The sequence below is a fragment of the Amycolatopsis sp. NPDC048633 genome (assembly GCF_040650695.1).
Classification (GTDB): Bacteria; Actinomycetota; Actinomycetes; order Mycobacteriales; family Pseudonocardiaceae; genus Amycolatopsis.
On record NZ_JBEZHS010000001.1, the window covers coordinates 193342 to 218889 of the forward strand.

The following is a 25548-nucleotide window of genomic DNA, read 5'->3' on the forward strand; positions in this document are numbered from 1 at the left end:
CAATATAACCCGTTCGGGTATCGCGAAGAGACATTCGCGAATCGTCCCGATCGGACTGCTCACCCCGCAGCGTCCGACTGATCCTTGTCGGCTTAGTCTCCAGCGTGCTCTCCGTCTGCGTTGCCATTGTCGTCATCGCCGTCCCGGGCCTCCTGACGGGACTCGCCGCGGGACTGCGCGGCTGGGCCCTGGCCGGATTGGCCCCGTTGCTGAGCTACGCCATCGGCGGCCTGACCGGGCCGTGGACGGCGGCCGTGGGATGGTCGTTCACGCCGCTGACGTACGCCGTTTCGACCGTCGTGTTCGCCGCGATCGCTTACGGTGTCCGGAAACTGACGGTCCGGCGTTGGGCACCCGAACCGGAACCCGGGCTGTGGGACCGTCGCGGGCACCTCGCGGTGGGCGCGTGCCTGCTGTTCGGGGCGGCCGTCGGCTTCTACGCGACGTTGCGTGGCCTGGGCCACATCGGCGCGCTGCCGCAGGGATTCGACGCGGTGTACCACGGGAACGCCGTCCGCTACATCGCCGACACCGGCGACGGCAGCCTGTTCGGCACGGGTCACGTGAACTGGTACGGCGACGCGGCGCCGGTGTTCTACCCCAACGCCTACCACCTGCTGGCGGCGATGACGAACCGCCTGAGCGGGGCGTCGATCCCGGCCACCCTGGACGCGAACACGCTGCTGCTGCCGGGTTTGCTGGCGTTGTCGCTGGTGACGCTGGTCCGCGAGTTCCGCGGGCGCGCGGTGCTGGCGGGCGCGGTGGCGCTGACGGCGGTGGCGCCGGTGGTCGGCGTCTACGAGTCGATGGACCGCGGCCCGCTGCTGCCGTTCGCACTGGGGGTCACACTGACGCCGCTGGCGGCGGTCGCGTTGCGACGGTACTTGGAGCGCGTCGCGCCGGACACGGGTTTCGTGCTGCTGCTGGCCGCGGTGGGCTTGCTGTGCGTCCACTCGTCGACGTTGTTCGGCGGGATCCTGTTCGCCGGGCCGCTGCTGGTGCAGCGCTGGCTGTCGGGCTGGCGCCGGATCGGCCGCGACCTGCTGGCGCTGCTGCCGATCGCGGCGGTGTCGTTCCTGGTGGCGTGGCTGCAGTTGTTCGGGGCGCTGGGCCTGGCCACGGGCAGCGACATCCAGTACTTCGGCTGGCCGATCGAGTGGCGCGCGTCGACGGCGCTGGGGGCGTTGCTGGGGTTCCAGCACTTCGAAGCGCATCCGCAGGTGTGGCTGTCGGTGGCACTGTTCCTCGGGATCGTGTTCTTCGCGCGGGCGGGCGCGTTGCGCTGGATCGGGCTGACGGCGGGGGTGACGGGGCTGGCGTACATGGCGGTGGCGTCGTCGAACGCCCCGCTGGTGATGGCGTTGTCGCGGCCGTGGTGGGACGACCCGTACCGGTTCTTCGCGATGGCGGCGATCCCGCTGTGCGTGCTGGCCGCACACGGCTTGGCCTCGACCCAGGCGTGGCTGCGCGACCGGCTCCCCGCGCGCGTGCCGGCGGTGGCGATCGCGGTGGTGGTGCTGCTGGGTTTCGTGGCGCTCACGAACGGCTTGTACTTCCGGTCGAACGGCGCCCGCGTGTACACGGGCTACCAGGCCGCGGACCCGTCGAAGCTGCACGTGACGCCGGGCGAGGAAGTGGCGATGGAGCAGCTGGGCAAGCTGGCCGCCCCGGGCGAGTGGGCGATGAACGACCGCTTCGACGGGACGGCGTGGACGTACGCGCTGTCGGGCGTCCGCACGGTGGCGGCGCACTACGACCAGACTTCACCCCCTTCGGACGCCGTATTGCTGGCCCAGCGGTTCCGGGATTACCAGACCGATCCGACGGTCCGGGCGGCGGTTCAGCGGCTGAACATTCATTGGGTGATCCTGGGCGTGCCTTTGGCGGCGCCGGCGGAGCCTTATCAGCCTGGGTTGGTGGGATTGGCCGGCGAGCCGTTCTTGAAGGAAGTTTGGCGCAATTCGGACGCGGTGATTTATCGCTTGCTGCCGTGAGTTGGTGATTCACGGCCGGGCTGACTGACCGGAGTTGTCCACATGTGCGTAACGCCTGTGGACAACTTGGGGGCAGGCGGTGGACAACCCCCGGACGTCATGAACGACTCTTTCATGTCGTCTGGCGAGGTGAACGACTCTTTCATGACGTCCAGTAGCGCCGGGCGGGTGTCGGCGGGGCGGGTAGGCCCAGGTCAGGCGGGGGTGACCGCCGGGCGGGTCGAGCGGGCTGCCACCGCGGCCATGCCCGCCGTCAGGAGGTCGGCCACTGTGAACATCACCCGGGAGGCCACCGCGAACGCTGTGGCCTGGCCGACCGTCAGGCCGCTGGCCGTCAGGACCGCTACCTGGGCCACCTCGCGGACGCCCACTCCGCTCGGGAGGATGAACGCGAACGTGCCCACCGTCATCGCCACGGCCATCGCGCCCACGCACAGGACGAAACCGCTGAAACCGGGCGTGCCCACCGAGTTGGCCAGGAGCCACAGGTGGATCCCCTGCAGGCACCACGCCGCCGTCGAGGCGCCGAAGACCTTGCCCACCACGCGCCAGCCCAGCGGATGCTGCAGCGGCGGCCGGCGGAGGATTCGCAGCACCAGGGACGTGCCCCAGGTCAGGATCTTCGGGTGCAGCATCGCCAGGCCGACCGGGATCAGCACGAACAGCCACAGCGCACGCGGGCTGTTGCTGAACACCGCCGGCGCCGCCAGGAGGGACACCACCAGCGCCGACACCACGCCCACGCCCAGCTGGATCAGTGAGCCCGTGAAGATCCGGGCGCGAGCGAGGCCCGCCTTGCGGCCCAGCTCCATCTGCAGCAGGTACGCCCAGACCGAGCCCGGCACGTACTTGCCGAGCGAGCCGACCAGGCAGATCTGCGCTCCCCTGGCGTAGCCGATCGGCTTGCCCAGGTCGTCGACCATCGCCTGCCAGCCCCAGGTCGACACCATGATCGCCGCGACCAGGGCCAGCAGGCTCAGCAGGGACGACTGCCACGCCACGTCACGCAGGGTGTGCCAGAACTCGCCCCAGTTCGAGGCCAGCTGCTTCGCCGCGAAGCCGATGACCAGCAGGATCGCGACCCATCTGACGACGTCGAGGATCTTCGCTTTGGTGGACTTCCGCTGCTTTCCGGCAGCCGGGAGCTCCTCCGGCGTCTCAACTGTCGTCATCGACGGTCTCCTCAGGCCTGCACCGTGACCAGGCGGCTGAATTCGGCCAGCAGATCGTAACCGTCCCAGACCGCGGAGAACGTCAGGGCGCTGCCGAACGGCACGATCCGGTCGACGCCGCGGCCCGCCAGCTCGTGCGCGAACGCCGTCAGCTCCTCGGCCGTGAAACCGAACTGGCCGACCGTCTGGTCCTTCCGCAGGACGATCGGCACCAGATCGGACAAAGTGGACACTCGCGCGTTCGCGAACGTGCCCGCGCCGAGCCACTCGCGCGGCAGGACCGCCGGGTCGGTCAGCTCCAGGGTGGCCAGGCCGTTGCCCTGGAACGCGATCTCCTTGACCAGCCCGTCGACCGCCGCGCCGTACGCCGAGACGCGCTTCTGGACCGCCATCGCCGGCTCTGTGACGTGCTGTTTCGTCTCCAGCACCGACGCCAGCAGCGTGCGGAACTCCTGGCCCGCGGCCTGCGCGCCGGCGGCGTCGCCGACCCAGAACACCGCGCGCGGGGACGAGCAGGCGGCTTGGTCGAACCAGTACGAGTCGTTGTAGAAGCCCTCGGCGGCCGTACGACGTTCTTCCGAAGACGCTCGCTGCCAACCCGCCACCGACGCGATGGCGAACGACGAGCGGTCCGGGAACGTCAGGTCACGCGCGTGCGGCGCCAGCGGGTACTTGCGCAGCGCCGCGACCGAACTGTCGCCGCCCCAGATGACGCGCAGGTCGGCGGCCAGCGACAGGGCGCCGCTCACCTCGTCGCTGCGGTCGTACGTCACCATGCGCTGGGTGGCCGTGATCGCCGCCGCGGTCGCCGGGTCCACTTCGGACAGTGCCGCGTTCAGCGCCTCCAGTACCGCCTCGGCGGCCCCGGCCGAGCGCGACGACACCCGCACGACGTTGTGGTTGCCCGCCAGCGCCGACAGCGCCCACGAGTAGACGAAGATCGTGTCGACGTTCGCCGGCGGCACGTGGAACACCAGCCCGCGCGGGAACCGCAGCGAACCGGCCGAAGTGTCCAGAGTGGACAAAGCCTTGGCGATCTCGCCCTTGCGCAGGAAGAACCCGAGCGAGGCCAGCTCCGGGAACCGGCGCGCGGTGGCCGGGGCCAGCAGCTTGCGCGCGAACTTCGTGACGAACTCGACGACCCGCGGGTCACCGACGCGCAGCCGCCCGCCCGGCGGCGAAGCGCGCAGCTCGGAGACCAGGTCGCCCACCGAAACCGCGTCCGACAAAGGAAAACGCTGGGTAAGAGTGCTCACGCCGCCGCTCCCGAGAAGGTGTCGGAGCAACCGCGGGCCTCGGCCTTGGGCAGCCGCCCGAGCACGGAGAAGTGCTTGCCCGGCCAGTCACCGTCGTCGATCCCGTTGTACACGCCGAGGTCCTCGGTCAGCAGCACGTGCCCCGGGTACGACCGCGGCAGCGTCGAGACGACCTCGATCACGCCCGGCTCCCCGACCGGCTGCTCTTCCCACGTCTCCGGGTTCCGGATCACGACGTCGGCGAAGTCCGGGCAGTACAGCGAGTTCCCGGACGGGCCTTCGAGGAACACCGTGCCGATCTGCTCGATCATCCCGTAGTAGTTGTGGATCCGGGTGAGGCCGGTGTCCTCCTTGAACCGCCGCCGGAACTCGGTGTTGTCCACCGCGCGGTCGATCAGCTTCTTCCAGCCACCGGAATGGACGAGGATGCCGTTCGACAGGTCGAGCCGGTGCTCCCGGGCGACCTCGTACAGGTACTGCCACACCATGAACGTGAAGCCGAAGATCAGGAACGGCTTGCCGCCGTACTCGGCCAGGAACTTCTTGACCGCCTCGACGTCCGGCTGGTCGTTCTCGTCGAGCACGTACGTGTGCTTGCGGCCGAAGTTCGCCATGCCCAGCACGCCCGCGCCGCGCGCGGAGAACGACCGGCGGTTCTTGATGATGCCGATCGTGTCGACCATCAGCATCGGCAGCCGCTCGCCGCCGAGGACCTCCTGCAGCGTGGCGCCGAGCTGCTTGGTCTGCGCGCCCGCCGCTTCCTTGTCCAGGTAGATCCGCGACGCGCCGGCGCCGGTGGTGCCGGACGACGTGAGGGTCTTGAACACCTCGCTGTCCGGCACCGACTTCAGGTCGTGCGTCTTGAACATCCGCACCGGCAGCCAGGGCAGGTCGGCGATCGTGGCAAAGGAAGCGGATGGCGCGATTCCCAGCGACGACAGGATCCGTTCGTAGCCTTCGGAGTTCGCCCGGTGGTGTGCCGTCAACGAGGCGAGCTCGGGCAGCAGCAAGGCCTCCCGGTCAGCCTGCGACCGAGTGAACACACTCATACCTTCGCCTCCAAGGACCGGTAGTCGATCTTGCCGCTGGCCAGCAGCGGCACGGTGTCGATCGGGCGGACGTCGAACCCGCTGACGTGCAGGTGCAACCGCTCGGACAGCGCCCGCGACGCGTCCTTGCAGATCGCCTTGTCGACGCCCTCCGCGAACAGCACGACCTTGTCGCCGGCGGGCACCGCCGCCACGACGTCGATCCCGACCGCCGCCGCGCGGGCCGCGTTCTCGAGGTCGTCGAGGCTGACGCGGTTGCCGAACACCTTGCCGATGCGCTTGAGCCGCCCGGTGATGAACAGGAACCCCTCTTCGTCGAGGTACCCGAGGTCACCGGTGGCGAGCACGCCGGCGTATTCGTCGCCCTTGGCCAGGCCGGACTCGTCGTCCGCGTAACCCAGCATCACATTGGGCCCACGGTAGACGACCTCACCGACAATTTTCGGGTGCGTGGTCTCCGACCCGTCGTCGCGGCGGACGGCGAACTTGCCGCCCGGCAGCGCCGGCCCGGCGGAACCGAGCTTTTCGGCCAGTCTTTCGGCGGGCACTGTCGTCATCCGCGGCGCGGCCTCGGTCTGGCCGTACATGACGTACATCCGGCCGCCGACGGCCAGCATCTTGTCGTTGAACTCGGCGATCAGCTCGTCGCGCAGCTTCCCGCCGGCCTGCGTCAGCGTGCGCAGCGTCGGGTACTTCGCGGGGTCGAACTTGAGCCGCCGCAGCATTTCGTAGTGGTACGGGACGCCCGAGAGGGACGTGACGCCGTAGGTCTCGACGGCGTCCCAGAAGCCGCGGCCGAGCACGCCGGACGGCTCGATCACGATGGTCGCGTCGCGCACCAAGTGCGAGTTCAGCACCGAAAGGCCGTAGCTGTAGTGCAACGGCAGGCAGGTCGGCGCGACCTCGTCGGCGTCGATGTCCAGCACCTGCGCGATGGCGTCGGCGTTCGACAGGATCGCCTGGCGCGAGAGCCGGACGAGCTTCGGGTTGCCGGTGGACCCGCTGGTCGGCAGCAGCACGGCCAGGTCGGGGTGCGGCTGCACCCCCTCGGCCGACGAGCGAACCCAGTCGGAGCCGCGCGTGACGTACCCCGGAGGCGCGTCGCCCGAAGCCGACAGCACCGCCGCCGGCCGGAAGCGCGAGACCAGCCCGGCCAGGACGTCGGCGTCGAGCGCCGGGTCGATCAGCGCGATCGCCCGCCGGGACTCGAACGCGCCCAGGTAGGTCAGCACGCTCGGCAGGTCGATCGACATCCGCGCGAACACGACGCCGGTCGGCAACGAGGCCAGCGCCTCCATTGCCCGGCCGACCTCGGCCGACAGTTCCGCGCCCGCCAGCGTGCGGCCCCCGGCCACGTCCACCAGCCGAGCTCCCGCACCCAGCAAAGTCACAGCACCAAGCCTCCGTCGACGCCCAGCACCTGGCCGGTGATGAAGGACGCCTCATCACTCACCAGGAACCGGATCGCGTTCGCCACGTCTTCCGCCCGGCCGAGGCGCCCGAGCGGCGTCTTGCCGGTGTTCTCCGCCTTCGCGTCCTCGCTCAGGCCCGCGGTCAGGTCGGTCTCGATCACGCCCGGCGCGACCGCGTTGACCCGGATGCCGGAGCGGCCGAGCTCCTTCGCCGCCGAACGCGCGATGTTGGCCACCGCCGCCTTCGAGGCCGCGTACACCGTCTGGCCGGCTTTTCCGTATTCGCCGACGATCGACGCGAGCACCACGATCGAGCCGGTCTTCTTGCGCATCATCGCCCGGGCCGCGGCCTGGACCGTGTGCAGCGTGCCGGCGACGTTCGTGCTCAGCGTCGTGTCGATGAGCTCTTCGCGGATCATCCCGAGGAGCGCGTCCTCCATGATCCCGGCGTTGGCCACGACGATGTCGAGCTTGCCGTGCTCCTTCGCGACGCCCCTGACCAGCGAAGAAACGGCCTTCGCGTCGGTGACGTCCAGCGCGAGCCCGGCCGCGGCGCCCACCGAAGAGGCTGCCTCCTTGGCGCGGGCCTCGTCGCGGCCGGTGAGCACCACCGTCGCGCCCGCTTCGGCGAGCGCGCGCACGGTGGCCAGGCCGATCCCCCGCGTCCCGCCGGTGACGAGCGCGACACGACCGGACAGATCAGTCATTCTTCGCCTGCAGCTCGGTCACCATGTCCACGGCGACCTTGAAGCTCGACATGTCGATCACCTGGTCGGTGTCGAACTCGACGTCGAACTCGTCCTCGATGGCCGCGACCAGCGCCATGTGGCCGACCGAGTCCCACGCCTCGAGGTCGCGGTACTTCAGGTTCTCGACGTCCACGTCCGCGTCGAGGTCCAGCGCCTCGACGAAGACCTCGCGCAGCTTGGGGGCAACCGACATGTTCGTGACTCCTAGTGCTCTTCGCGCGGGCGGGCGTCCCACGCCTTTACCAAGGTAGAGAGTTCGCCGGGCAACGTGTTGTCCGGGAGGCTGCCTTTGCCCTTCAGCCACGGCCCGAGCGCCTCGATCGTCGCCTCGTCGACGCCGCGGCGGGACAGGCCCACGACGTTGACGCCGGTGACGCGGGCCGGGTTGCCGACGGCGATGGTGAACGCGCCGATCTCGCGCCGGACCGCCGAGCCCATCCCGATCATCGCGCCGGGGCCGACGACGACCTTCTGGTGCAGGATCGCGCCCATGCCGAGGTTGGCGCCGTCCCAGATGTGGCAGTGCCCGCCGGTGACGGCGTTGGAGGCGATCGTCACGCCGTCGCCGACCAGGCTGTCGTGCGCGATGTGGGAGTTGCGCAGGAAGTAGCCGTCGCTGCCGATCGTCGTCGTCCGCCAGGTCCCTTGGTGGACGCTCACGTACTCGCGGATGCGGTTGCGGCTGCCGATGACGACGCCGTGGCCGTCGTGATCCGCGTCACCGGTGGGGACGTCGTCCCACGCCGCCGGGTGGGGGCGATGACGGTCCTCGCCGGGCGTGCCGATCGTCACGTGCGGGCCGATCCAGTTGCCGTCGCCGATCCGGGCCGGCCCGACGATCACCGCGAACGGCCCGATCACGTTGTCGTCGCCGAGTTCGACGCCTTCACCGAGGACGGCGGTCGGGTGGATGCGGTTGGGCACGGGCGGGTATCCGTTCGTCGGCGGCTGGGTACTGGGCGTGCTACCGCGCCCGGTAACGTGTGGCCCGCGTTCATGCAGGGCGGCCGGGCGCAGAACCGGCGGCTCACTGTACCGGACGCGCCGAAATCGCCTGCCGAGAGAGACTGCCCATGATCCCCATCACTGTGGTCGACGTCCGCGACGCGGAGGACCTCGTCGTCGAGGTGCTGCGCTCCGGCGCCATCGCACAGGGACCGATGGTCAAGCGCTTCGAAGACGCCTTCGCGGCCGTCTCCGGGACGAAGCACGCGATCGCGGTCAACAACGGGACGACCGCGCTCGTCGCGTCGCTCCAGGTGCTCGACCTGAAGCCGGGCGACGAGGTCATCACCTCGCCGTTCACCTTCGTCGCCACCCTGAACGCGATCCTCGAAGCCGGCGCGACCGTCCGGTTCGCCGACATCCGGCGCGACGACTTCGCGATCGACCCCGACGCCGTCGCCAAGGTCGTGACCGACCGCACGAAGGTGCTGATGCCGGTGCACCTCTACGGCCAGACCGCGGACATGGGCAAGCTCGCCCCGCTGGCCGCCGAGCACGGCCTCCAGGTCATCGAGGACTCCGCGCAGGCCGTCGGCGCGTCGTTCGAGGGCAAGCAGGCCGGCTCGTTCGGCATCGGCTGCTTCTCGCTGTACGCGACGAAGAACATCACCACCGCCGAGGGCGGCGTCATCACGACGGACGACGACGCGCTGGCCGACAAGCTGCGCGTGCTGCGCAACCAGGGCATGCGCGCCCGCTACCAGTACGAGGTCGCCGGGCACAACTACCGGATGACCGACCTGCACGCGGCCGTGGGCATCCCGCAGCTGGCGAAGCTCGACCAGCTGACCGCGGCCCGCCAGGCGAACGCGAAGCGGCTGTCGGAGGGCCTCGCCGGCACGCCCGGCCTGGACATCCCGCAGGTGCTGCCGGGCCGCGAGCACGTGTGGCACCAGTACACCGTGCTGGTCGGGCCGCACGCGTTCCTCTCGCGCGACGAGCTGGCCGCGGCGCTCACCGAGCGCGGCATCGGCAACGGCATCTACTACCCGAAGATCGTCTTCGACTACGACTGCTACGCGGGTCACGACCTGACCCCGGGCGCGCGCGTCGAGGACTTCCCGGTGGCGCAGGCGGTCGCCAACCAGGCGCTGTCCCTGCCGGTGCACCCGCACCTGACCGAGTCCCAACTGGACACCATCATCGAAACCGTTCGTGAGGTACTGGGCGCATGACGCATCGGATCGCTCTTGTCGGCACCGGGAACATGGGATCGCTGCACGCCCGCGTGCTCGCCGGTAACGAGCGCGTGGACCTCGTCCGCGTGATCGACCCGCGCGAAGAAGCCGGCAAGGCGGTCGCCGAGCGGTACGAGACGAAGTGGACGCCCGAGCTCGGCTCACTGTCCGATGTGGACGCCGTCGTGCTGGCCTCGGCCACCGAAGTGCACTACGACCTCGCGCAGGAAATCCTGGGCCAGGGCAAGCCGATGCTGGTCGAAAAGCCGGTCTGCAACAGCTACGAGAAGTCGCAGGAAATCGTTGCCCTGTCGAAGAAGCAGGGCGTCGCGCTGATGTGCGGGCTGCTCGAGCGCTACAACCCCGCCGTCATGACCGCGCGGGCGCTGGTGCAGGAGCCGATCCACCTGATGGCCCGCCGCCACGGCCCGTACGCGCCGCGGATCAAGACCGGCGTCGCGTGGGACCTGCTGGTGCACGACGTCGACCTGGCGATCCAGTTCTTCGGCGGTGCGACGCCGGCGCGGGTGACGTCCGGCGCGGGGTACTTCCACCCGCAGTCGGTCGACGGCGCCGAGGACACCATCGAGACGGTACTGTCGTTCCCGACCGGCCTGGCCACGGTTTCGGCGTCCCGCTTGGGCCAGAAGAAGGTCCGGTCGCTGGTCGTGTCCGAGCTGGACCGCCTCATCGAGATCGACCTGCTGCGCCGCGACGTCACGATCTACCGGCACATCTCGCACGACTCCGTCACGCCGGACGGCCTCGGCTACCGGCAGCAGACGGTGATCGAGATCCCCGAGCTGATCACGGCGCGCGAGCCGCTCGCGTCTCAGCTGGACCGGTTCTGCGACCTGCTGGAGGGCAAGGTCGACGCCGACACCGAACGCGACCTGATCCTGCCGTCGCACCACGTCGTCGAGCAGGTCCTGACTCAGGCGGCGGCCTAGCTCACCGGCACCGCGGGCGGCTACTTGGTGAGGCGCTTGCCGTTCTCGTCGTAGGCGACCAGCGGGGTCAGCGACCCCGAGTCCGGCACCTCGACGGGGTCGAACCAGAAGAAGACCACGCTCGGGTCCTCGGTCCACTTGGTCAGGCTGGCGTCGACGGTCTTGCCGTGGACGGTCGTGGTGATCCGCGCCACCGGGCCGGCGAAGTAGCCGAAGACCGGGATGAGCTGGTCGCTGATGAGCTCGCCGCCGTCGGTGGCGTGGAAGCCGAACGACCGGTCCGAGCCGCGGACCTCGTTCGTGGCCAGCGCGGCCTGCAGCGAGGTGCCCGAGCGGAACCCGGCGACCAGGCCGAAGTGGATCTCCGGCAGCAGCGACGGTTCGTCGACGGCCCGGGCGAACAACACGATCTCGCCGGCGCTCGTGCGGATCCCGGTGCCGACGACGTCGCCGAGCGGCGGTTTCTCAGGCGGGCCGGTCGTCGACGCCGGTGCGGCCGACGTCGGCGGTGCGGGCGGCTGCGCGACCGGCGCGGGCGCGGGCTGCCGCAGCTGGACCGCGAACACGACCACCAGCACGACGACGGCCGCGGCGGTGATACCTGCGGTGGTCGTCAGCACGCGGCGGCGACGCCGGATGCGCGTGCCGTCGGCCATGATCCGGGCCAGGTCCGGCTCGGCGAAGGGCTCGCTCGGTGACCGGCGGAGGGCGGCGCGGAAATCGTCGAGGTCGTTCATCGTCCGCTCCCTCCGATCAGCGTGTCCTCGTCGGTGTCGGCCTCGACGCGCAGCTTCGCCAGCGCCCGCGAGTTCGTGCTCTTCACGGTACCCAGCGAGACGCCGAGTTCACGGGCCACGTCGGCTTCGGGCAGGTCGAAGAAGTGCCGCAGCACGACAACGGCGCGTTCGCGGGCGGTCAGCGTCCGCAGCACGGCGGTGAGCCACGCGCGCTGGGTGACGGCCTTGTCGACGTCGAGCCGGTCCTGCTGGTCGGGCATCGCCTCGGTGGCGTACTCGCGGATCGGGCGCCGCCAGCCGTCGATGACGTGGTTCATCAGGACGGTGCGGGCGTAGCCGTAGGCGTCCTTGTGCCGGACCCGCGACCAGGCCGCGTACGTGCGGGTGAAGGCGGTCTGCGCGGCGTCTTCCGCCTGGTGGCGGTCGCCGGTGAGCAGGTAGGCGGCGTGCGTGAGGCGGGCCGAGGAGGCACGGACGAAGTCCGCGAACTCGTCGTCGCCGCGCGCCATCGGTCACCTCGTTCCGTCTTCTCCCAGCGACGGCCGGGCCGCGGAAAGGTTGCTCTCAACCTTTTCGAGCCTACGCCCGTCGTTCCCCCCGGACGATCTTGTCTCCGAGGGAGGAACGCATGAGGAAACGCCTCGTCATCGCCGGCACCGTCGTCGCCGCGTGCGGCGCGCTCGCCGTGTCCGGCGTGCTGACCAGCGCGAACGCCGCCCCTGCGGCGCCGGTGGCACCTGCCGCGCCGGTGGCTCTCGCCGCCGCACCGGTTTCGCCGCCGCCGACCCGCGTCACCGCGCCCGAGCACGAGGTGCTGGGCGACGTGATCCCGTCGGGCCTGGGCGACCTGGTCTTCTACGGCGTCAAGGTGCAGGAACCCCGGCTCCCGGAGACGACGTTCGGCATCATGGCGGGCACGCGCGACGCGTCAGGCCTGAAGGACCTGGTCATCGTGAACGAGACGTCGGGCTCCGACAAGGCGCCGGGCTTCCACGCGGTGAACGGCGGCCTGAACGCGGACGGCCACGACGTGCCGGGCTTCGGCTACTACGTCGGCCCGGCCGCGAAGATCACGGGCTCGACGGGCGTCGCGCACCAGGCCCGCTGGAGCGCGGACCCGAACGTGGTCGTGTTCTGGTTCGACCCGGGAACGGCGGACCCGGAACACCTCGAGGCCTTCGACGCGGCGGGTAAGCAGCTCCCGTCGGGCAAGACGGGCGTGGGCCACGGCTGAAACGTTGCGTAACCGCAATCCTGCGCTCGGTTACGGAGCACTAGATTGTCTTGCGGGCGCTTCAACGAGGAAATCTTCGCCGCCGCACGCCTGCTGACCTGCGTCACAGCGTGTTGGGGCGGTTCCACGACGGCGGTGCCGGCGATGACGTCGGCGCCGCCGTCATCCACTTCGTGAGCAAGCGGACGGGCTCTAAGGACGCTGGGCGCGCCGGGTGGTGAGCGCATCCAGGTCGATGGTCAGCACGTCGCCGTCGAAGTCGAGTTCGGCGACGCCGGACTGCTCGCCGAGACTCTCGTAGTCCTCCTCGACCAAGCGGTAAGCGATCACGCTGGCCGGACGAGCGAGATCGACGATCCAGTAGTACTCGATCCCAGCCTCGGCATACTCGGAGAATTTCGTGACCTGGTCGGTCCGCCTGGTGCCCTCGGACAACACCTCGACGACCAGCCGCGCATCCGCGGCCTGCAGCCGCGCCGGATTGGTCTCCACCACGGCGGTCGGGCCCACGATCACATCGGGCACGCGGACGGTCAGCGGCGCCTCCGCGACGACCATCTCGACCTCGCTCAGCGCCCAGTATCTGTCCGGGAGCTGCTCGTTGATCAAGTAGCTCAGCCGCGTAAGGGCGGACTGGTGGAACGGCATCGGACGCGGCGCCACGACGAGAACCCCTTCGACCACTTCGACCTGGTACTCCGGGGTTTCCGGCAGGTCGATCCAGTCTTCAAGGGACAAGAGGTGGTGAGGCCACTCCATGACACTCATCGCCTTCTCCTCGCCGCAGTAACTGGACGTCATCTTCGCACGTCAGGCTGCCACAAAGCTACTGCTCCGAGTAGTCGCCCGATGGGGCTCCCCAGCCCGAAGTGTTCTGCCCGTGTGACTCCGCGATCTCGCGGCGTCGCGCATTCTCCCCGCGGACCCGGTCCACTTCGGACTGGATGTACTCCTCGTCGTAGCGCTGGAACACCCGCGCCGGGTTGCCCGCGACCAGGGTCCGGGGCGGGACGTCCTTCGCCACCACCGAGTTCGGCTGCACCGTCGCGAAGTCGCCGATCGTCACGCCCGCCATGATCACCACCAGGCCGCCGATGAAGCAGCCCTTGCCGATCTTCACCGGCTTGCGCTCGATCAGGTCGCTGCCCGAATGGTTCTGCAGCGTCATGTTCGCGAGCCAGCTCGAGTGCGTGAAGATCAGCGTGTTCAGCCCGATGCTGGTGTGCTCGCCGATCTCCAGGCCGCCGCTCGCGTCGAGCGCCGCGCCTTCGCCGACCCAGCAGTGGTCGCCCATCTTGAGGTTCTCGGGGCTGATGATCTTCACGCGCTCGCGCACGCGGCACGTCTCGGGCAGACCGTAGAACTGCGCCCGCTCGGCGTCGTTCATGTACTGCGAGACGAGCTCGGTCAGGATCTGCGGGCGCAGCCGGTGGCTGCGCTCGTCATCGAAGAACATCCGCTTCCGACACCAGTTTCTCGAACGTACGAAGGTGTTCCTCGGCGACGACGTCGAGCCCGAAGTTCGACCGGACCATCTCGCTCTCGCGCTGGGCGATGAGCGCGCGGCGATCCGGGTCGTCGAGCAGGTCGATCACCGTGCGCGCCACGGCTTCCGCGTCGTCCGGGCGGACCAGCAGCACGTTCTCGCCGTTGCGCAGCTCGATGCCGGGGTAGTTGTCCTCGGTGACCGACGCGATCGTCGCCGTGCCGGACAGCATCGCCTCCAGCGACGCCGTGCCGCAGCCGCCGTTGAGGTCGTGCGTCACGATGTCCGCCGCCGCGAAGTACGCCGGGACGTCCGCCTTCGGCACCGCGCCGGTGACCACGAGCGCATCCGAAACGCCCAGTTCCGCGGCGCGCTTCAGGAACGCGTCGTGGTAGACGCGGCCGACGACGACCACCCGGACCCCGGGGTGCTTGTCCAAAATGGACGGCAGGGCTTCGATCAGCGGCAAGCGGTTGCGCAGCGGGATGACGTGCCCGAGCGAGACGATCAGCGGCGCGTCACCGATTTCGTGCTCCGCGCGGACGTCCTTCGTCACCGGCTTCGCGAAGTGGCCGGTGTCGACCGCGATCGGGAAGTACTCCGAGTTCGCGTCGCTGGTGCCGTAGCGGTCGACGCAGTAGTCGACGCCCAGCTTGTCCAGGATGACGTACTTCGGCCGGATGTAGCGCAGGATCGGCTTCACGAGGACCGCGTCGAGCATCCGGAACACGCCGCCGTACAGCTTGTTGTCGCTGATCAGCAGGGTGTGGATGGTGAGCAGCACCGGGATGTTCCGCCGCCGCGCGTAGATCCCGGCCAGCCACGACAGGTCGAAGAACTGGCCGTGCAGGTGGATCGCGTCCGGCTTGAACTCGTTCAGCAGCTTCCACAACCGCCGCCAGTTGCCCGGCCGCAGCGACGCGAAGCTCATGTCGAAGTCGATCGACAGGCCGACCTGCGGCATCTTCACCGCCGGGAGGCGCACGACGCGGTAGCCGTCGCGCTCCTCCTCGGCCGGGGCGTCGGCGTACGCGGCCGTGATCGCCAGGACCTCGTGCCCGGACTCGACGAACTGCGCCGCCAGCGATGCCGACATGTGCGCGCTCCCGCCCACCCGGGGCGGGAAGAAGTTGTTGACCACCGCGATCCGCATCGCACGTCCTCGGGCAGGGCCCGCGGTGGCACTCACTCGGAGTCCTCGACCAGCTGCCGCATGCCTTCTTCGACAGTGATCCGCGGCTCCCAGCCGAGCACCTCGCGGGCGCGGGTGATGTCGGCGGCGCGCCGCGAGACCAGTACGTCACGCTCGTTGAACAGCGGCTCGACGTCGACGCCGACGGCCTCGATCAGGATCTTGGCCAGCGCGGCGATCGACGTGTCGATGCCGGTGCCGATGTTGATCGGCAGGTTCGCCTGCTCGGACTCCAGCGCCGCGACGACGGCCCGCGCCAGGTCGGTGACGTGCACGAAGTCCATCGACTGGTCGCCGCGGCCGTCGATGATCGGCGGCTGGCCGGCCCGCAGGCGCTGGATGAAGTGGTTGATCACCGAGGTGTAGTACGCCTCGATCTTCTGGCCGGGCCCGTACACGTTGAAGAACCGCAGGGCGTTCCAGGACAGGCCCTTCTGGCGCTCGTAGAAGCCGAGCATGTCCTCGCCGGCGCGCTTCGAGATGCAGTACGGCGTGAGCGGCTTGAGCTCGTCGTCCTCGTGCATCGGCAGCCGCTTCGGCTCGCCGTAGACCGACGCCGTCGACGCGAACACCAGGCGCTCGACGCCTTCGTCGGCGGCCGCGGCGAACACGTTGTGGTTGCCGGTCATGTTGATGTCGAACGACTCGTGCGGGTCGGCGATCGACTTGTTGATCGAGACCGTGGCGAAGTGGATGACGTGCGTGCAGCCGCGCATGGCCTCGCGCACCGCGCCGCCGTAGCGGACGTCCTTCTCGACGAGCTCGACCTTGCCGGTGGCCACGAACTCGTTGACGCGGGCGCGGTCGCCGCGGGTCATGTTGTCGAAGATCCGCACGGTGTAGCCGCCCTCGATGAGCAGCGGGATCACGTGCGCGGCGATGAACCCACCCGCCCCGGTGAAGAGCACCTTCTTGTCGGACACCAATTTCTCCTCGGTCGGCGGGGTCAAGACAGGGACTGCACGGCTTCGCGCACCACCTCGCCGACGCGCGTCACTTCGGCGTCGGTGAGGTTGGCGTGCATGGGGATGGCGAGTTGACGCGCGAACGCGTCGGCCGACACGGGCAGCGGGGTCTGAGCGCCGTAGATCGGTTGCAGGTGGGAGGCGTACGTGCCGAAGTTGCACTGGACGCCCCGCTCGCGGATGCGCAGGGCGAGGGTGTCTCGGCTGATCTCGAGCGCCACCGTGAGCAGGTAGGCCTGCCACGGGTGCTCCCGATCGGACAGTTCCACCGGGACGGTCAGCGCGCCGACGTCCTCGAAGGCCTCGTGGTAGCGCTTCGCGACCGAGCGGCGGGCGGCGAGGAGATCCGGGAGCCGGTCGAGCTGGACGTTCATGATCGCGGCCTGGATGTCCGACATGCGGAAGTTGTAACCGAGCTCGTGGAACTCCGGGATCGGCAGCGCACCGGAGCCTTCACGGCTGATCGCCGGCTCGATGCCGTAGGTGTGCAGCTTGCGGGCGTGCGCGATGAGGTCCTCGCGGTCGGAGACCAGCGCGCCGCCTTCGCCCGCGGTGATGCCCTTGCGGCCGTGGAAGGAGAACGCGGCGAGGTCGGCGAGGCTGCCGGCCGGGCGCGTCCGGTACGTCGCGCCCGCGGCGCAGGCGGCGTCCTCGAAGAGCCAGAGGCCGTGCTTGTCGGCGATCGCGCGGTACTCGTCGAAGTCACCGGGCTGGCCGGCGACGTCGACGACGAGGATGCCGACGGTCTTCGGGGTGATCAGGGACTCGACGTGGGCCGGATCGGCACTGAAGACGTCCGGGCGGATGTCGGCGAACACCGGGATCGCGCCGGCCTGCACGACGGCGTGGCCGGTGGCCGGGAACGTGTAGTCACCGACGATCACCTCATCGCCGGGCCGCACACCGAGGACCTTGAGCCCCAGGAAGAGCGCCGAGCCGCAGTTCGCGGTCGTCAACGCGTGCGCGGTGCCCGTCACCTGCGCGAACCGTTCCTCGAAGCGGCGGCACGCCGGTCCGGCGCCGGCCAGCCAGCCGGATCTGAAGACCTCGGCGACGGCGGCTAGCTCCTCTTCGCCCACGGTCGGTTGACCTAGGACAATGCTGTCGGTCGACATACCTCTCCCATTGCGTGGGGACCCGGCGAAGTGTATATACGGTCGCTCAGGTGATTCACAGGCCCACGCCGAAGACCACTTTCGAGTGACGACTTCCGCAGGTCGGGCGACGTCTTAGGCTGAACCCCATGCGATTCGGCGTACTGGGGGCGGTCGCCGCGTGGCGCCCGGACGGTGAGCAGGTGGCGGTGGGCGGCCCGCGGTCGCGGACACTGCTCGCGCTGCTCGCCTTGGAGGCCGGGCGGTTCGTCCCGGCCGAGCGGCTGATCGACGGCATGTACGGCGAAAACCCGCCGGACGGCGCGGCGAACGCCCTCCAGTCGCAGGTCTCCCGGCTGCGGACGGCGTTGAAGGAGCTGGCGCCGGTCGAGTTCACCGCGGCCGGGTATCGCTTGGTCGTCGAACCGGACGAAGTGGACGTTCTGGCCTTCGAAAGGCTTGCCCGCGAAGGCCGGACGCTGCTGAAGAACGGCGAGCACGCACGAGCGGCGTCCACTTTGGGCGAAGCGATGGCGTTGTGGCGCGGGGCGGCGTTCACCGACCTGACCGACGCGCCGTTCGCCGCGGCCCAGGCCGCCCGGCTCGAGGAGCTGCGGGCCGACGCGGCGGACGACCACGTCGAGGCCCGGCTGGCCCTCGGGCAGGCCGAAGACGTGCTGGCCGAGCTGCGGGAGACCGTCGCCGCCCAGCCGCTGCGGGAACGGCCGCGCGCCCAGCTCGTGCGCGCGCTCGCCGCCGCGGGCCGCTCGGCCGACGCGCTGGCCGCGTTCGAAGACGCCCGCCGCACGCTGGCCGACGAGCTGGGTGCCGACCCTGGTCCCGACCTCGCCGAAGCCCACCTCGCCGTGCTGCGTGGCGGAACCCAGAAGCCGGCGATCGCCGCGTTGCCCGCGCAGCTGACCACCTTCGTCGGCCGGGCCGGCGAGCTGCGGGAGGTGGCCGAGCTGCTGGGACGCAGCCGGCTCGTGACGCTGACCGGGCCGGGGGGCACCGGCAAGACGCGGCTGGCGATCGAAACCGCGGCGGCCGAGGCCGGGCCGGTCGCGTTCGTCGAGCTCGCCCCGCACAGCGGCGCCGGCGTCCCCGGTGCGGTGCTGGCCGCGCTCGGCCTGCGCGAGAGCTCGCGCGGCGGCCCGCAGGACCCGGCCGACCGGCTGATCTCGGCGTTGCGCGACCGCTCGACCCTGCTCGTGCTCGACAACTGCGAGCACGTCGTCGACGTCGCGGCCCGGCTGACCGCGCGGCTGCTCGGCGCGTGCCCGGGGCTGCGGGTGCTGGCCACCAGCCGCGAGCCGCTCGGCATCACCGGCGAGCAGCTGGCGCCGGTGCCGCGGCTGGCCGTCCCGCCGCCGGGGACGCCCGCCGCCGAGGCGCTGGCGTACCCGGCGATCCGGCTGTTCGCCGACCGCGCGGCCGCGAGCGACCCCGCGTTCGCCGTCGGCGAGGCGACGATCGGCGACGTCCAGCACGTCTGCGCGGCCCTCGACGGCCTGCCGCTGGCGCTGGAGCTCGCCGCCGCGCGCGTCCGGAGCCTCGACCTCGGGGAGATCGCGGCCCGGCTCGACGACCGGTTCCGGCTGCTCGCCCGCGGCAGCCGGACGGCCGAAGAACGGCACCGCTCGCTGCGCGGCGTCGTCGAATGGAGCTGGGACCTCCTCGGCGACGACGAACGCGAACTGGCGCGGCGCTTGACGGTGTTCCCCGGCGGCGCGACGCTCGCCGCCGCGTCGGAAGTCTGCGGCGCCGACGACGGCCTGCTGCTCGAACTGGCCGACAAGTCGCTGGTCGAGGCCGTCGGCGGGCGGTTCCGGATGCTGGAGACGATCCGCGCGTTCGGCGCGGAGAAGCTCGCCGAAGCGGGCGAGACCGAGACGTTCCACCGCGCGCACGCCGAGTACTTCCTGCGGTTCGCCGAGGAAGCCGACCCGATGCTGCGGACCGCGGCCCAGCTGGCGTGGCTGGACCGGATCGACGCCGAGTACGACAACCTCCTGGCCGCCCTGCGCTGGGCGACCGACCACGACGTCGTGCTGGCGCTGCGGCTCGTGCCGCTGCTGGCGATGTACTGGTGGATGCGCGGCCGCCGGTTCGAGGGCGCCGGGTTGTCGCTCGCGGTCGTCTCGCGATGCCCTCCGGAGGCGCGCGAGGAGTACGTCGAGGAGTTCCTGGTGTGCGTGCTCGGGGCGATGTCCGGGTCGCCGCACGAGTCGCTGGAGCAGTACCTGCCGCTCGTGCGGCGCTACGCGGTGGACGGCGACTGGGCGCCCCGGAACCCGATGCTGGTGATGCTGCTCGGCGTCGTCGTGGGCCCGCCCGGCGACGATGAAGAGCTGGCCGGCCGCGGCGAGGGCCTGCTGGCGGCCGGGGACGCCTGGGGCTGGGCGCTGCTGCCGACGGGCATGGGCCTGCGGGCGATGATGACCGGGCACCTGACCGAGGCCGAGGAAGGGCTTCGCGAGGGCGCGGCGCAGTTCCGCGCGCTGGGCGAGCGGTGGGGCCTGTCGATGGCACTGGACCATCTGTCCCAGCTGCTGACCTGGCGCGGCGAGCACGCCGCCGCGGTGCCGCTGATGGACGAGGCACTGAGCCTGATCCACGAGATCGGCGCGACCGACGACGCCGCGGACCTCATCTGCCGCCGCGCGTGGACCCGCCTGCTGTCGGGTGACCGCGCGGGCGCGCGAGCGGACTACGAACTGGCCGCGGCGACGGCCCGCCGCACGGGGATGCCGGAGTCCCGCGCGGCGGCCTACATCGGGCTGGCGAACCTGGCCCGGTACGAAGGCGACCTGGCCGCGGCCAGCGCCCTGTGCGAGCGCGCGCTGGCGGAGTGCCCGGGCGGCTCGTTCGCGGCGGAGACGGTCCGCGCGACGGCGCTCATCTCGCTGGGCTGGCTGGCGCTGGCCGAGGGGCGGCCGGCCGAGGCGGCCCAGCTGCACCGCTCGGCCCTGCTGACCGGACGGCAGTGGCACGCGGGCGACGTCGTGGCGTTCGCCCTGGAGGGCTTGGCCGGCGTGGCCCAGCCCGAGCAGGCGGCCACCCTGCTCGGCGCGGCGGCCGGGGTGCGGGGGACGTCGATCGCCGGCGACCCGGACGTCTCCTCGGTGCGCGCCCGGGGCGTCGAGTCGCTGGGGGCCGACGGGTTCGAGCGGGCTTACGGGGTGGGCTTGGGGATGAACGCGCAGAAGGCGCTGACCACGGCCGGGCTGGCGGACTGACCTTCCCCCGGACGTCATGAAAGAGTCGTTCATGACGTCCGGCGACCTGAAAGAGTCGTTCAGGACGTCCGGGGCGCCACCAGCGGGACCGCGTGCCGGTCGCCCGAGCGGACCATCGCCAGCAGCGGCTTCACCAGCACGCCCAGCGCCCGCGCCACCCCCGGCCGCCCGTTCTTCCGGGCGAGGTCCGGACCGAAGCGGTCCATCAGCGCCACCAGGCCCGGCAGCGTCCGCACGAACAGCGTCGCCTCCTCGATCAGCCCGTCGGAGTTCAGCCGCACCAGCGTCGCCTCTTCGATCGGCTCACCGCCGATCCGGGCGGTGTAGACCACCACTCGCGTCCGCTCGTCCCCGACGTCGGTGTGGAAGCGGATCTCCGACAGGTGCGCGTACGCCACCTCGATCAGCGGCCGCAGCTGCGCGTGCCCGGTGAACCGCACCCGCGAGGTGAGCGGCGAATGCAGGACCGCGTCCGGCGCGAACGCCGTCATCGCCAGGTCGACGTCCCCCGCTTCGGCCGCGCGGCGGTAGGTCTCGGTGCTCATCGTTCCCCCTCGGTCAGCGTGGCCAGGCCGCGCCACAACAGGTCCACCGTCAGCGCGACGACCTCGTCGCGCGGAACTTCGCGGTGCCGCCACCACCACGTCGCCACCGCGTTCAGCGCGCTCTTGCACGCCTCCGCCAGCACCTCGTCCGCCAGCGGGCGCGGGATGCGGGCCGTGAGGTCCAGCGGCACGCCGTGGAACAACGCCGCCAGGTTGGCCGTCGCCCGTTCCTGACCGCGCCGGTGCACCGACGCGACCGCCGGGTCCGACGGCGTCTCCGCGAAGATCATCCGCCAGCCACGCTCGTGGTTCTCGATCCACGCGAAGATCGCCGAGACGCGGCCGCGCAGCAGCACTTCCGGGTCGTCCGACGGCGGGGGCGAGCCCCAGCCGGCCAGGAGGTCGTCCACTTCGGACTCCAGGAGCGCCGCGTACAGCTCCGCCTTCGCCGGGAAGTGGTCGTAGAGCACCGGCGTGCTGATCCCGGCGGCCGCGGCCACCTCGCGCATCCCGGCCGCGTCGTAGCCCGCCGATGCGAACACCGAGCCGGCCGCGGCGAGGATCCGCTCGCGCCGAGCTTCCCGCGTCAACCGCTTACCTGACATTGGTTAGGTACTGTACCTGACAAGTGTTAGGTAACGCCAGGGAACAGCGGCTGAAGTGCACTCGCGTAGCCTGGTCGATCGTGCGCAACGTGGTGGTCGTCGGGGGCGGGATCGTCGGTCTGGCCGTGGCCTGGGAGCTGACCAGGCGCGGGCTGGACGTCACGGTGCTGGAGAAGGAGCCGCGCTGGGCGGCGCACCAGACCGGGCACAACTCGAACGTCGTCCACGCCGGGCTCTACTACAAGCCCGGGTCCTTCAAGGCGCGCATGTCCGTCGCCGGCAACCGGTCCATCGTGGACTTCGCGCGGCAGTACGGCGTGCCCGTCGAGGTCTGCGGGAAGCTCGTCGTCGCCACCGACGAAAAAGAGATCCCGGCGCTGAACACCCTCGCCGAGCGAGCCGAAGCCAACGGCGTCCCGGCGAAGAAGATCTCCCCCGCCGAAGCCCGCGAGTACGAGCCCGAAGTCGCCTGCGTCGCCGCGCTGCGGGTCGAGTCCACCGGGATCATCGACTTCCCCGGCGTCTGCCAGGCACTCGTCCGGCTGCTCGACGAAGCCGGCGTCGACCTGCGGCTCGACAGCCCCGCGATGGCCATCCGCGCCGGGGCGAACGGCGGGGTCGAGGTGGCGACCGGGTCCGACGTCATCGTCGCGGACGGGCTCGTCAACTGCGCCGGCCTGCACTCCGACCGCGTCGCGCGCCTGGCCGGGCTGACGCCGTCGGCGAAGATCGTGCCGTTCCGCGGTGAGTACTACGAGCTCAAGCCCGAACGCCGCGGCCTGGTCAAGGGCCTGATCTACCCGGTGCCGGACCCGACGCTGCCGTTCCTCGGCGTGCACCTCACACGGATGCTCGACGGCAGTGTGCACGCCGGCCCGAACGCCGTGCTCGCGCTGCGCCGCGAGGGTTACCGCTGGAGCGACTTCTCCGCCAAGGACGTCGCCGAGGTGGCGGCCTTCCCCGGCGTCTGGCGGCTCGCGAAGAAGTACGCGTTCCCGACCGGCCTCGACGAGGTCCGGCGCTCGTTCTCGAAGAAGCGGTTCGCCGCGAGCCTCGCCCGGCTCGTCCCGGCCGTCACCGAGGACGACATCGTCCGCCACGGCTCCGGCGTCCGCGCGCAGGCGATGCGCCGTGACGGCTCACTCGTCGACGACTTCCTCATCGAGACCGCGCGCAACCAGGTGCACGTCCTGAACGCGCCGTCGCCGGCCGCGACGAGCGCGCTGGAGATCGCGCGCCACATCGCCGACCAGGTTTCCGAGGCTTAACCGGGCAGGTTCGCCGTCACCAGCGGCAGGCCCTGCTTGACGAGGTCGCACGTCTTGGTGTCGTCGCCGATGAACCCGCTGACCACCTGCACCGACGACGTGTCGGTGATCGGCAGGGTCGCGCCGCAGGTCGCGCGGAGGCCGCCCATGTTCGGGAAGACGCCCCACTTCTTTCCGCCGACGTCGACGGTCTCGGTCGGGGTCACGCCCTTCGTGCCCGGCCAGTCCCCGACCGGCGTGCTGGGACCGAACCAGACTTCGAACGCCTTCTGGCCCTCGTCGCCGTCGGTGTCGTCCCAGAGGCAGTACATCGCGTTGGGCACCGCCGATGAGCTGTCCTTCTCGCCGGTGGGCGAGACGTTCTTCAGCTGCGCCACCTGGTCCGGCTTCAGCGTCGCGCACGGGTCGGCCGACAGCAGCGGCCCGCCCGGCTCCGTCTTGGGCGGCGCCGTCGGGGTGATCGACGGCGCGTCCTGACCGCCGGGCAGGTGGGCCGCGACCTGCGGAACCGCGGCTTTCGCCAGCTCGCACGACTTCTCGAGGGGCGGCTCCGACACGCTGACGTACGCGAAGGACTTGTCCCCGAGGAGGGCGTAGAGCACGCAGTCGTCGGACAGGATCGACGGGTACTGCGTCCAGCTGAAGCCGGCGATCTGCTGCGGCTCGCCCTTCGGGACGGCGCCGGCGATGTACTCGTTGAAGTCGATGTCCGTCGTGTAGCCGACGTTGAGGATGGCCGACGGCTCGAGGTCGTCCTTCGTGTTCCACAGGCACATCGCCGTCTGGTTCCGGTCCTTGTTCTCCTTGACCGAGCGGCCCTTGGCCTCGTAGCCGAGCGCGTCGAGCTGGGACTCGTCGAGCAGCGTGCAGGCGTCGATGTCCTTGACGATCGGGCCCTGACCCGGCACTGGCGACGCCGACCCACCGACGGCCACCGTGCAGCCGGACACCACGGTCAGGGCCGCCAAAGCCACCGCGACCTGCCACTTCATGCGCATGCGAAGAGTCCTCTCCCGTTCGGCCCGGACCTTACTGGGCCGAACGGGTGCGCACCCGGCATAACCGCAAATCAGCGGGGCGTGAGGACTTCCTTGCCGCCGACGAACGGGCGCAGCGCCTCGGGCACGCGCACCGAGCCGTCCTCCTGCTGGTGGTTCTCGATGATCGCGACGATCCACCGGGTGGTGGCCAGGGTGCCGTTGAGCGTCGCGGCGATCAGCGGCTTGCCGTTCTCGCCGCGGTAGCGGACCGACAGCCGGCGGGCCTGGAACGTCGTGCAGTTGGACGTCGAGGTCAGCTCGCGGTAGGTGTCCTGCGTCGGGATCCACGCCTCGCAGTCGAACTTGCGGTGCGCGGACGTGCCGAGGTCGCCGGTCGCGGTGTCGATGACCCGGTAGGGCACCTCGATCTTGGCGAGCATCTGCTCTTCCCAGCCGAGCAGCCGCTCGTGCTCGGCCTCGGCGTCCTCCGGCTTGGTGTAGACGAACATCTCCACCTTGTCGAACTGGTGGACGCGGATGATGCCGCGGGTGTCCTTGCCGTACGAGCCGGCCTCGCGCCGGTAGCAGGACGACCAGCCCGCGTAGCGGTTCGGGCCGTCGTTCAGGTCGAGGATCTCGTCGGCGTGGAAGCCGGCGAGCGGCACCTCCGACGTGCCGACGAGGTACAGGTCGTCGTCCTCGAGGTGGTAGATCTCGCTCGAGTGCTGGCCGAGGAAGCCGGTGCCGGCCATGATCTCCGGCCGGACCAGCGACGGCGTGATCATCGGCGTGAAGCCGTTCTCGAGCGCCTGCGCGATGGCCATGTTGAGCAGGCCGAGCTGCAGCTGCGCGCCGACACCGGTGAGGAAGTAGAACCGCGAGCCGGACACCTTGGCGCCGCGCTCCATGTCGACGCCGCCGAGCGCTTCGAGCAGGTCGAGGTGGTCGCGCGGGGTGAAGTCGAACTTGGTGGGCTCGCCGACGTGCTTGAGCACGGTGAAGTCGTCTTCGCCGCCGACCGGCGCGTCCGGGTGCACCAGGTTGGCCACGGTGCGGAAGAGCTGGTCGAACTCCTCCGACGACGTGTTCTGCTCCGCTTCGGCGGCCTTGACCTGCGCGGAGAGCTCCTTGGCCGTGGCCAGCAGCTGCTGCTTCTCCTCCGGCGGCGCCTTCGGGATCTGCTTGCCCAGGATCTTCTGCTCGTTGCGCAGCTTGTCCGCGGCCGCGATCGAAGAGCGGCGCCGGGAGTCGAGGGAGAGCAGCTTGTCGACCACTCCTTCGTCCTCGCCTCGGGCGCGCTGCGACGCGCGCACGGCTTCCGGGTCATCGCGCAGAGTCCTGGGGTCAATCACGAAGACAGAGGGTAGTCCGTACAGACTGTGCGTCCCTACTGGGTTATCCCGACAGTCTGATCGTTGAAGCGCTGTTCACGGCGTCC

Annotated in this window: 24 protein-coding genes; 6 read left to right on the top strand and 18 right to left on the bottom strand. The window is 70.5% G+C overall.

Annotation, left to right across the window (positions count from 1 at the left end; translation table 11 throughout):
• The first annotated feature begins 104 nt into the window (after positions 1–104).
• Positions 105–1994, top strand: a complete 1890-nt coding sequence (locus AB0C38_RS01045; RefSeq protein WP_360664508.1) for a DUF6541 family protein — start codon at positions 105–107, stop codon at positions 1992–1994.
• A gap of 194 nt (positions 1995–2188) precedes the next feature.
• Here the strand turns inward: AB0C38_RS01045 and AB0C38_RS01050 are convergent, their stop codons facing one another.
• The 7 genes from AB0C38_RS01050 to AB0C38_RS01080 are packed head-to-tail and all read right to left on the bottom strand — an operon-like array spanning position 2189 to position 8556.
• Positions 2189–3166, bottom strand: a complete 978-nt coding sequence (locus AB0C38_RS01050; RefSeq protein ID WP_360664511.1) for a lysylphosphatidylglycerol synthase transmembrane domain-containing protein — start codon at positions 3164–3166, stop codon at positions 2189–2191.
• Positions 3167–3177: 11 nt separating this feature from the next.
• A complete protein-coding gene (locus tag AB0C38_RS01055) occupies positions 3178–4422 on the bottom strand; it encodes an acyl-CoA reductase (RefSeq protein WP_360664514.1) in 1245 nt (414 codons plus the stop codon).
• Positions 4419–5471, bottom strand: a complete 1053-nt coding sequence (locus AB0C38_RS01060; protein ID WP_360664517.1) for an acyl-protein synthetase — start codon at positions 5469–5471, stop codon at positions 4419–4421. Before AB0C38_RS01060 ends, AB0C38_RS01055 begins: the two co-directional genes overlap by 4 nt.
• Positions 5468–6862, bottom strand: coding sequence for an AMP-binding protein (locus tag AB0C38_RS01065; protein WP_360664520.1), 1395 nt, complete (start codon positions 6860–6862; stop codon positions 5468–5470). Before AB0C38_RS01065 ends, AB0C38_RS01060 begins: the two co-directional genes overlap by 4 nt.
• Positions 6859–7590, bottom strand: coding sequence for a glucose 1-dehydrogenase (locus AB0C38_RS01070; RefSeq protein WP_360664523.1), 732 nt, complete (start codon positions 7588–7590; stop codon positions 6859–6861). Before AB0C38_RS01070 ends, AB0C38_RS01065 begins: the two co-directional genes overlap by 4 nt.
• Entirely contained in the window at positions 7583–7825 is a 243-nt protein-coding gene (locus AB0C38_RS01075; RefSeq protein ID WP_196425827.1) for an acyl carrier protein, read from the bottom strand. The genes AB0C38_RS01070 and AB0C38_RS01075 overlap by 8 nt, the downstream gene beginning before the upstream one ends.
• Positions 7826–7836: 11 nt before the next feature.
• Entirely contained in the window at positions 7837–8556 is a 720-nt protein-coding gene (locus tag AB0C38_RS01080; RefSeq protein WP_360664526.1) for a UDP-N-acetylglucosamine acyltransferase, read from the bottom strand.
• A 149-nt stretch (positions 8557–8705) separates the two neighbouring features.
• Between AB0C38_RS01080 and AB0C38_RS01085 the strand changes: the two genes are divergently transcribed.
• Both AB0C38_RS01085 and AB0C38_RS01090 read left to right on the top strand, forming a co-directional pair.
• Positions 8706–9812, top strand: coding sequence for a DegT/DnrJ/EryC1/StrS family aminotransferase (locus AB0C38_RS01085; RefSeq protein WP_360664529.1), 1107 nt, complete (start codon positions 8706–8708; stop codon positions 9810–9812).
• Positions 9809–10765 carry a Gfo/Idh/MocA family oxidoreductase gene (locus AB0C38_RS01090; RefSeq protein ID WP_360664532.1) on the top strand — a complete coding sequence of 319 codons (957 nt, stop codon included), beginning with the start codon at positions 9809–9811 and terminating at the stop codon, positions 10763–10765. Before AB0C38_RS01085 ends, AB0C38_RS01090 begins: the two co-directional genes overlap by 4 nt.
• 20 nt (positions 10766–10785) lie before the next feature.
• On the opposite strand, the gene AB0C38_RS01095 is transcribed toward AB0C38_RS01090, so the two are convergent.
• Together AB0C38_RS01095 and AB0C38_RS01100 are read right to left on the bottom strand one after the other, a co-directional pair.
• The gene (locus AB0C38_RS01095; protein ID WP_360664535.1) at positions 10786–11502 is read right to left on the bottom strand and encodes a hypothetical protein; all 717 of its coding nucleotides are present in this window, start codon (positions 11500–11502) and stop codon (positions 10786–10788) included.
• Positions 11499–12011, bottom strand: a complete 513-nt coding sequence (locus AB0C38_RS01100) for a SigE family RNA polymerase sigma factor (RefSeq protein WP_360664537.1) — start codon at positions 12009–12011, stop codon at positions 11499–11501. Before AB0C38_RS01100 ends, AB0C38_RS01095 begins: the two co-directional genes overlap by 4 nt.
• Before the next feature lie 119 nt (positions 12012–12130).
• Between AB0C38_RS01100 and AB0C38_RS01105 the strand changes: the two genes are divergently transcribed.
• Positions 12131–12736, top strand: coding sequence for a hypothetical protein (locus tag AB0C38_RS01105; protein ID WP_360664540.1), 606 nt, complete (start codon positions 12131–12133; stop codon positions 12734–12736).
• Between the two features lie 192 nt (positions 12737–12928).
• Here the strand turns inward: AB0C38_RS01105 and AB0C38_RS01110 are convergent, their stop codons facing one another.
• Genes AB0C38_RS01110 through AB0C38_RS01130 form a run of 5 tightly spaced genes read right to left on the bottom strand, consistent with a single transcriptional unit; the run spans position 12929 to position 17494 of the window.
• The gene (locus AB0C38_RS01110) at positions 12929–13537 is read right to left on the bottom strand and encodes a Uma2 family endonuclease (protein ID WP_360664543.1); all 609 of its coding nucleotides are present in this window, start codon (positions 13535–13537) and stop codon (positions 12929–12931) included.
• A 25-nt stretch (positions 13538–13562) separates the two neighbouring features.
• A complete protein-coding gene (locus AB0C38_RS01115) occupies positions 13563–14192 on the bottom strand; it encodes an acyltransferase (RefSeq protein WP_360664546.1) in 630 nt (209 codons plus the stop codon).
• Positions 14179–15375, bottom strand: coding sequence for a glycosyltransferase family 4 protein (locus AB0C38_RS01120; protein ID WP_360664548.1), 1197 nt, complete (start codon positions 15373–15375; stop codon positions 14179–14181). Before AB0C38_RS01120 ends, AB0C38_RS01115 begins: the two co-directional genes overlap by 14 nt.
• Before the next feature lie 32 nt (positions 15376–15407).
• Positions 15408–16337, bottom strand: coding sequence for an NAD-dependent epimerase/dehydratase family protein (locus tag AB0C38_RS01125; RefSeq protein WP_360664551.1), 930 nt, complete (start codon positions 16335–16337; stop codon positions 15408–15410).
• Positions 16338–16360: 23 nt separating this feature from the next.
• Complete coding sequence (locus AB0C38_RS01130) at positions 16361–17494, bottom strand: DegT/DnrJ/EryC1/StrS family aminotransferase (protein ID WP_360664554.1); 1134 nt, start codon at positions 17492–17494, stop codon at positions 16361–16363.
• A gap of 128 nt (positions 17495–17622) precedes the next feature.
• Here AB0C38_RS01130 and AB0C38_RS01135 point away from each other — a divergent pair, with 128 nt between their 5' ends.
• Positions 17623–20712, top strand: coding sequence for a BTAD domain-containing putative transcriptional regulator (locus AB0C38_RS01135; protein WP_360664557.1), 3090 nt, complete (start codon positions 17623–17625; stop codon positions 20710–20712).
• Between the two features lie 59 nt (positions 20713–20771).
• Here the strand turns inward: AB0C38_RS01135 and AB0C38_RS01140 are convergent, their stop codons facing one another.
• Together AB0C38_RS01140 and AB0C38_RS01145 are read right to left on the bottom strand one after the other, a co-directional pair.
• The gene (locus AB0C38_RS01140; protein ID WP_360664560.1) at positions 20772–21257 is read right to left on the bottom strand and encodes a nuclear transport factor 2 family protein; all 486 of its coding nucleotides are present in this window, start codon (positions 21255–21257) and stop codon (positions 20772–20774) included.
• Positions 21254–21847: a TetR/AcrR family transcriptional regulator gene (locus AB0C38_RS01145; RefSeq protein ID WP_360664563.1), complete on the bottom strand. Its 594-nt coding sequence runs from the start codon at positions 21845–21847 to the stop codon at positions 21254–21256. The genes AB0C38_RS01140 and AB0C38_RS01145 overlap by 4 nt, the downstream gene beginning before the upstream one ends.
• 95 nt (positions 21848–21942) lie before the next feature.
• On the opposite strand from AB0C38_RS01145, the gene lhgO reads away from it, so the two are divergent.
• Positions 21943–23130, top strand: coding sequence for an L-2-hydroxyglutarate oxidase (gene lhgO / locus AB0C38_RS01150; protein ID WP_360664565.1), 1188 nt, complete (start codon positions 21943–21945; stop codon positions 23128–23130).
• On the opposite strand, the gene AB0C38_RS01155 is transcribed toward lhgO, so the two are convergent.
• Complete coding sequence (locus AB0C38_RS01155) at positions 23127–24128, bottom strand: DUF3558 family protein (protein WP_360664568.1); 1002 nt, start codon at positions 24126–24128, stop codon at positions 23127–23129. The genes lhgO and AB0C38_RS01155 overlap by 4 nt on opposite strands.
• 71 nt (positions 24129–24199) lie before the next feature.
• Complete coding sequence (serS, locus tag AB0C38_RS01160; protein WP_360664571.1) at positions 24200–25462, bottom strand: serine--tRNA ligase; 1263 nt, start codon at positions 25460–25462, stop codon at positions 24200–24202.
• Positions 25463–25548: the final 86 nt, after the last annotated feature.

Excerpts from the sequence above, each read along its gene's own strand:
- AB0C38_RS01135 (WP_360664557.1), top strand. The coding sequence starts at position 17,623 with ATGCGATTCGGCGTACTGGGGGCGGTCGCCGCGTGGCGCCCGGACGGT.
- AB0C38_RS01050 (WP_360664511.1), bottom strand. The coding sequence starts at position 3,166 with ATGACGACAGTTGAGACGCCGGAGGAGCTCCCGGCTGCCGGAAAGCAG.
- AB0C38_RS01155 (WP_360664568.1), bottom strand. The coding sequence starts at position 24,128 with ATGCGCATGAAGTGGCAGGTCGCGGTGGCTTTGGCGGCCCTGACCGTG.
- AB0C38_RS01100 (WP_360664537.1), bottom strand. The coding sequence starts at position 12,011 with ATGGCGCGCGGCGACGACGAGTTCGCGGACTTCGTCCGTGCCTCCTCG.
- AB0C38_RS01105 (WP_360664540.1), top strand. The coding sequence starts at position 12,131 with ATGAGGAAACGCCTCGTCATCGCCGGCACCGTCGTCGCCGCGTGCGGC.
- AB0C38_RS01115 (WP_360664546.1), bottom strand. The coding sequence starts at position 14,192 with ATGTTCTTCGATGACGAGCGCAGCCACCGGCTGCGCCCGCAGATCCTG.
- AB0C38_RS01120 (WP_360664548.1), bottom strand. The coding sequence starts at position 15,375 with ATGCGGATCGCGGTGGTCAACAACTTCTTCCCGCCCCGGGTGGGCGGG.
- AB0C38_RS01095 (WP_360664535.1), bottom strand. The coding sequence starts at position 11,502 with ATGAACGACCTCGACGATTTCCGCGCCGCCCTCCGCCGGTCACCGAGC.
- AB0C38_RS01085 (WP_360664529.1), top strand. The coding sequence starts at position 8,706 with ATGATCCCCATCACTGTGGTCGACGTCCGCGACGCGGAGGACCTCGTC.
- AB0C38_RS01130 (WP_360664554.1), bottom strand. The coding sequence starts at position 17,494 with ATGTCGACCGACAGCATTGTCCTAGGTCAACCGACCGTGGGCGAAGAG.
- AB0C38_RS01070 (WP_360664523.1), bottom strand. The coding sequence starts at position 7,590 with ATGACTGATCTGTCCGGTCGTGTCGCGCTCGTCACCGGCGGGACGCGG.
- AB0C38_RS01060 (WP_360664517.1), bottom strand. The coding sequence starts at position 5,471 with ATGAGTGTGTTCACTCGGTCGCAGGCTGACCGGGAGGCCTTGCTGCTG.
- AB0C38_RS01140 (WP_360664560.1), bottom strand. The coding sequence starts at position 21,257 with ATGAGCACCGAGACCTACCGCCGCGCGGCCGAAGCGGGGGACGTCGAC.
- AB0C38_RS01090 (WP_360664532.1), top strand. The coding sequence starts at position 9,809 with ATGACGCATCGGATCGCTCTTGTCGGCACCGGGAACATGGGATCGCTG.
- AB0C38_RS01075 (WP_196425827.1), bottom strand. The coding sequence starts at position 7,825 with ATGTCGGTTGCCCCCAAGCTGCGCGAGGTCTTCGTCGAGGCGCTGGAC.
- AB0C38_RS01110 (WP_360664543.1), bottom strand. The coding sequence starts at position 13,537 with ATGACGTCCAGTTACTGCGGCGAGGAGAAGGCGATGAGTGTCATGGAG.